Origin of the sequence: Actinomycetospora sp. (genome assembly GCF_036497585.1) — a bacterium.
Lineage (GTDB): Bacteria > Actinomycetota > Actinomycetes > Mycobacteriales > Pseudonocardiaceae > Actinomycetospora.
On sequence record NZ_DASXJD010000200.1, the window covers coordinates 1 to 5,429 of the forward strand.

Annotated in this window: 7 protein-coding genes; 6 read left to right on the forward strand and 1 reads right to left on the reverse strand. The window is 71.8% G+C overall.

Annotation, left to right across the window (positions count from 1 at the left end):
* The first annotated feature begins 364 nt into the window (after positions 1 to 364).
* The 6 genes from VGH76_RS19295 (at position 365) to VGH76_RS19320 (ending at position 5,191) form a co-directional block, all read left to right on the forward strand.
* A complete protein-coding gene (locus VGH76_RS19295; protein ID WP_331558338.1) occupies positions 365 to 922 on the forward strand; it encodes a type 1 glutamine amidotransferase domain-containing protein in 558 nt (185 codons plus the stop codon).
* A gap of 29 nt (positions 923 to 951) precedes the next feature.
* Positions 952 to 2,139, forward strand: a complete 1,188-nt coding sequence (locus tag VGH76_RS19300) for a glutathione-independent formaldehyde dehydrogenase (RefSeq protein ID WP_331558339.1) — start codon at positions 952 to 954, stop codon at positions 2,137 to 2,139.
* Positions 2,136 to 3,062, forward strand: coding sequence for an SRPBCC family protein (locus VGH76_RS19305; RefSeq protein WP_331558340.1), 927 nt, complete (start codon positions 2,136 to 2,138; stop codon positions 3,060 to 3,062). The genes VGH76_RS19300 and VGH76_RS19305 overlap by 4 nt, the downstream gene beginning before the upstream one ends.
* A gap of 22 nt (positions 3,063 to 3,084) precedes the next feature.
* Positions 3,085 to 4,251, forward strand: coding sequence for a zinc-dependent alcohol dehydrogenase (locus VGH76_RS19310; RefSeq protein WP_331558341.1), 1,167 nt, complete (start codon positions 3,085 to 3,087; stop codon positions 4,249 to 4,251).
* Positions 4,252 to 4,312: 61 nt separating this feature from the next.
* Positions 4,313 to 4,654 (forward strand): hypothetical protein, encoded by a 342-nt coding sequence (locus VGH76_RS19315; protein ID WP_331558342.1) that lies wholly within the window; start codon positions 4,313 to 4,315, stop codon positions 4,652 to 4,654.
* A gap of 108 nt (positions 4,655 to 4,762) precedes the next feature.
* Complete coding sequence (locus VGH76_RS19320) at positions 4,763 to 5,191, forward strand: hypothetical protein (protein ID WP_331558343.1); 429 nt, start codon at positions 4,763 to 4,765, stop codon at positions 5,189 to 5,191.
* Positions 5,192 to 5,219: 28 nt separating this feature from the next.
* Here VGH76_RS19320 and VGH76_RS19325 read toward each other — a convergent pair.
* Positions 5,220 to 5,429, reverse strand: a 210-nt coding sequence (locus VGH76_RS19325; protein WP_331558344.1) for a hypothetical protein, incomplete at its 5' end; no start/stop codon positions are given.

Genomic DNA, 5,429 nt, shown 5'->3' on the forward strand with positions numbered 1-5,429 from the left:
GGACAGCGCGGCCTCGACCGTGGTGCGGGCCTCCCGCTCGCTGCTGACACCCGCACGGAAGGCAGCCCGGTCGTCCGCGGCCGGATGGTCCACTGCGCGCGGTGAGCCCTCCACCACCACACGTCACCGCACGCGACCCCCCAGGTCAAGCCCGGTGTCCGGAACGTGCGCGCGTGCGTCGGATGGACATCCGGTCCGCCGTGACGAGCGGAGTGGGCGGCACCTCGACCCGGGGGGTCGGAATCGTCGCCGCCGCGTCCACCCGGTGGCACGGCGTGTCCGGCCGCCGTTCGCGGCACCGTTGTCGGGGGCTAACACCCCGCCGGACGGCAACGGCTGCCGTCACCTCGAGGAGGCCGATCACATGGCAGACGAACTGCGCGGCCGCACGGTCGCGATCCTGGCCGCAGACGGCGTCGAGCGGGTGGAGCTCGAAGCTCCGCGCGGCGCGCTCTACGGGGCAGGCGCCCGGACCGAACTGTTGTCGCTCCACGGCGGCGAGATCGCCGCCCGGCAGATGGACCTGGACCCGGCCGGCACGTTCCCGGTGGACCGGCAGGTCTCCGAGGCGTCGGTGGAGGACTACGACGCACTGCTCCTGCCCGGCGGCACGATGAACCCGGATCAGCTGCGGACCGACCCCGACGCGGTCGGGTTCGTGCGCTCGTTCGTCCAGTCCGGAAAGCCGGTCGCCTCGATCTGCCACGGCCCGTGGACGTTGGCCGAGGCCGACTGCGTGCGCGGAAAGCGGCTGACCTCGTGGCCGAGTATCCGCACCGATCTGCGCAACGCCGGCGCCGAGGTGGTCGACGAGGAGGTCTGCGTGGACGGCCGGCTCACCACGAGTCGAGGTCCGCAGGACATGGCCGCCTTCTGCGCCGCGATCGTCGAGCAGTTCGCCGCCGCCCCGGCCCTCGCCTGATCCTCGCCACCCGACGGAAGGAACTCCTCATGAAAGCTCTCGTGTACCACGGTCCGCGCCAGGTCAGCGTCGACGACGTGCCCGACGCCCGGATCGAGAAGCCCACCGACGTGCTGGTGCGGATCACCTCGACGAATATCTGCGGGTCGGACCTGCACATGTACGAGGGACGCACCGACTTCGAGCAGGGCCGCGTCTTCGGTCACGAGAACCTCGGCGAGATCGTCGAGGTGGGTGACGCCGTCGACAAGGTCGCGGTGGGGGACATGGTCTCGGTGCCGTTCAACGTGAGCTGCGGTCACTGCGAGAACTGCGAGCACAGCCTGACGAACTACTGCCTGCGCGCCAACGAGCCGGGGCTCGCCGGCGCGGCGTACGGGTTCGCCGACATGGGGCCGTGGCCCGGGGGACAGGCCGAGTACCTGCGCGTCCCCTGGGGCGACTTCCAGTGCCTGCGCCTGCCCGAGGACGCCCGTGACAAGCAGGACGACTACGTCATGCTCTCCGACATCTTCCCCACCGGTTGGCACGCGGTGGAGATGTCCGGGCTGACGCCGGGCGAGACCATCGTCATCTACGGCGGCGGCCCCGTCGGGCAGATGGCCGCGCTCTCGGCGGTCACCCGGGGCGCCGCGGAGGTCATGGTCGTCGACCGCCACCCCGACCGGCTCAGGCTGGCGGAGCAGATCGGCGCCACCCCGATCGACGACTCCCAGGCCTCGCCGGTCGATCAGGTGATGGAACGGACCAAGGGGCGGGGCGCGGACCGTGGATGCGAGTGCGTGGGGTACCAGGCCCACGACCCGCAGGGCCACGAGGACAACGCCGCCACCGTGAACAACCTGGTGTCCTCGGTACGGTTCACCGGCGGCATCGGCACCGTCGGGGTGTTCGTGCCCCAGGACCCCGGTGCGCCCGACGAACTGGCGCAGCAGGGCAAGGCCCGCTTCGACCTCGGGAACTTCTGGTTCAAGGGCCAGCAGATGGGCTGCGGCCAGGCCCCGGTCAAGCGCTACAACCGCCACCTGCGCAACCTGATCGCCGTGGACAAGGTCAAGCCCTCCTGGATCGTCTCCCACGACCTGCCCCTGGAGCAGGCCCCGGAGGCCTACAAGCACTTCGACGCGCGCGAGGAGGGCTGGACCAAGGTCGTCCTCCACCCGGGTCAGGCCTCCTCCGACGGGGCCGACGCACGACGCGGGGGGGACGAGCGGTGACCGCGGGGCGGTCGGGCGACGGAGCGCCCGGGCGGAACCTGACCTCCGACCTCGCGACGGGGCTCGCGGTGTTCAGCCTGGCGCTGGGGACGGCGGAGCTCGCCGTCCCGGCCGCGGTGGCGCGATTGGCCGGGGTCCGGGAGCAGGGTCCGGCCGTCCGCGCCGTCACCGCGTTCCTCGGGGCCCGCGAGGTGGCGCACGGTGCGGGGATCCTCAGCGGTCGCGGGACGGCGGCCTGGGTGTGGAGCCGGGTCGCCGGCGACGCACTCGACATCGCCGCTCTCGGGGCCGTCGCGCGGACCAAGGGGGCCGCTCCGACGCGCGTCGCCCTCGCGCTCGCGGCCCTCGCCGGAGTGACCGTCGCGGACGTCGTGACCGCTCGCGCGCTGTCCGGCCACCGCGGCGGTGAGTGCCGGGCGACCGCGGCCGTCACCGTCAATCGGCCGCGATCGGAGGTGTACCGCCACTGGCGCGACCTCGAGCACCTCCCGGAGTTCATGGCGCACCTGCGCTCGGTACGGACCGACGCCTCGGGGCGCTCGCACTGGGAGGCCACCGGTCCCGCCGGGACGACGCTCTGCTGGGACGCGGAGGTCGTGGCGGACCGAGAGGGCGAGGTGATCTCCTGGCGGTCGGTCGAGGGCGCCGACGTCGAGAACACGGGCTCGGTGCGATTCCGCGACGCGCCGGGCGACCGGGGCACCGAGGTCGGGGTCGACCTGCGGTACCGCGCGCCCGGCGGGCACGCGGGCGCGGCCGTCGCGAAGCTGCTCGGCGAGCACCCCGACCAGCAGCTGCGCGACGACCTGCGTCGCTTCAAGCAGGTCGTGGAGCTCGGCGAGGTGGTCCGCTCGGAAGGGAGCCCCGTGGGTCAGTCCACCCGCCGGCGGCTCGCCCAGCGCCCAGCCCAGCCGATCACCTGACCCGCACCGGAAGGAAGACACCATGCGAGCGAACTGCTGGACCGGTAAGCGGTCGGTCGAGGTCCGGGACGTCCCCGACCCGACGATCCTCAACCGGCGCGACGCCATCGTGGAGATCAGCTCGACCGCCATCTGCGGCTCCGATCTGCACCTCTACAACGGGTTCATCCCGACGATGCGCGACGGCGACGTCCTCGGCCACGAGTTCATGGGCGAGGTCGTCGAGGTCGGCCGGGGGGTGGAGAACCTGTCGGTCGGCGACCGTGTCGTCGTCCCGTTCCCCATCGCCTGTGGCGTGTGCGGCGCATGCGAGCGCGGGATGACGGCGTTGTGCGAGAACTCGAACCCCAACGCCGGCATCGCGGAGAAGCTCATGGGCCATTCACCCGCCGCGCTGTTCGGCTATTCCCACATGCTCGGGGGCTATCCGGGCGGGCAGGCCGAGTACGCCCGGGTGCCGTTCGCCGACTTCGGGGCGCTCAAGGTCGACGACCTGCCCGACGACAAGGTCCTGTTCCTCTCCGACATCTTTCCCACCGGGTACATGGGCGCCGACATGGCCGAGGTCGGTCCCGGCGACGTCGTCGCCGTCTGGGGTGCCGGTCCTGTGGGTCAGTTCGCGATCGCGAGCTGCTTCCTGCGCGGTGCCGAGCGGGTCATCGCGATCGACCGTTTCGACTACCGGCTGCGGCTGGCGGAGCAGACCGGGGCCGAGACCCTCGATTACGAGCAGGTGTCGGTGCCCGAGGCCCTCACGGAGATGACGGGTGGCCGCGGCCCGGACAAGTGCATCGACGCCGTCGGGATGGAGGCCCACCACGCAGCCGGTGCGCTGCACGCCTACGACCGGGCCAAACAGGCCACCGGCCTGGAGACCGATCGACCGCACGTGCTGCGCGAGGCCGTCATGAGCTGCGCCAACGGTGGCATCGTGTCGGTCATCGGGGTCTACGGGGGATTCACCGACAAGTTCCCGATGGGCTCGTTCATGAACCGGTACCTCACGATGCGGGCCGGTCAGTGTCACGTCCACCGCTACATGCCGCGGCTCCTCGAGCACGTCGGCAACGGCGACATCGACCCGTCCTTCGTGGTCACCCACCGGATGTCGCTCGACGATGCGCCGACGGGTTATCGGACCTTTCTCGAGAAGGTCGACGGCTGCGAGAAGGTCGTCCTCACCCCGTAGGGGAGGTTCCGGAGCCGCGGTACTCGACACGCAGGCTCACAGCAGTCAGGAGGCGAGTGTCTTGGACGAGGTCGACACGTACGACGTATGCCTGGGGCCGGTGATCATCGATGTTCCGCGGTCGCTGGGCTACTTCGGCGGGGTGACCCTCGCGGTGGCCTTCGGGCTGGTGGATCCACCCTTGGCGGTGTTCGTGGCCGCCGTTCCCTTTCTCGTGATGTTGCGACACCGTTCACTGCCGATGCCGGTCCGTTTCGTCGGGGAAGTGCTCGAAGGAGCCGCGAAGCCCGTCGGCGGCGACGACGACGGCTACGTGAAGCTGCAGGACGAGCGGCGCGAGCGGGAGCGCGCCCGGGCGACCGCCGAGAGGGTCTGCCGCGCTGACGCGATCGACCACGCGTGACAGCAGGGCGTGCGTCCCTGCCCGACGGCGCAGTGACCAACCGCATCGACGGCCTCCACCACGGCGGGGTCCCACCACACCCAACGCTCTTCGGCAAGGAAGCCGCTCATGATGCCCGACCTCAGCACCATCACCACCGCCCACACCGCGCTGCGTGAAGCCACCGCAACCATGCGGTCGGGCCGCAGGGCCACCCGCGATCCGGCCACCCGCGACGGCGTCCCGTGCACCGGGCCCGCGTACGCGCTCCTCGGCGCCGACGCCGCCAATACCCTCGAAGCCCTCGCGGCGCTCCTGCGCTCCACGGAGGTCGACCCGATCCCGACGAGCCCGGTCGGCCACAGCTTCCTGGCGCTGCTGCAGCAGGTCGTCTACAGCGCCACTCTGGCGCGTCGGATCGCCGGTGCCGACCGGGACGACGATCCGGTCATGCCTCCAGGCCGGCGGAACCCCGCACCTGCTCACCGACGGCCGGCGGGCGATCGCGACGACGGCAGTCCAGGAGTGGGCGTCCCCGCCGCGGGACGCCACGCCTGACGGTGGGCGGGAGCCGCCGGGCGCGGGTTCACACGACAGCGTTCTCGCCCCAGATGTCTTCGAGGTAGCGCCCGCCGGCGCGCAGCCCGGCGAACCAGGCCTGCGCGTCGGCCTCGCTGGTGGCGGTCTTGGCGCGGAACACCTCGGCCAGCGCGGCGCGGACCCCGGGGGCCATGGTCGCGGCGTTGCCGCACACGTAGACCACCGCGTCGGACTGCAGCAGCTCCCACACCGCGTC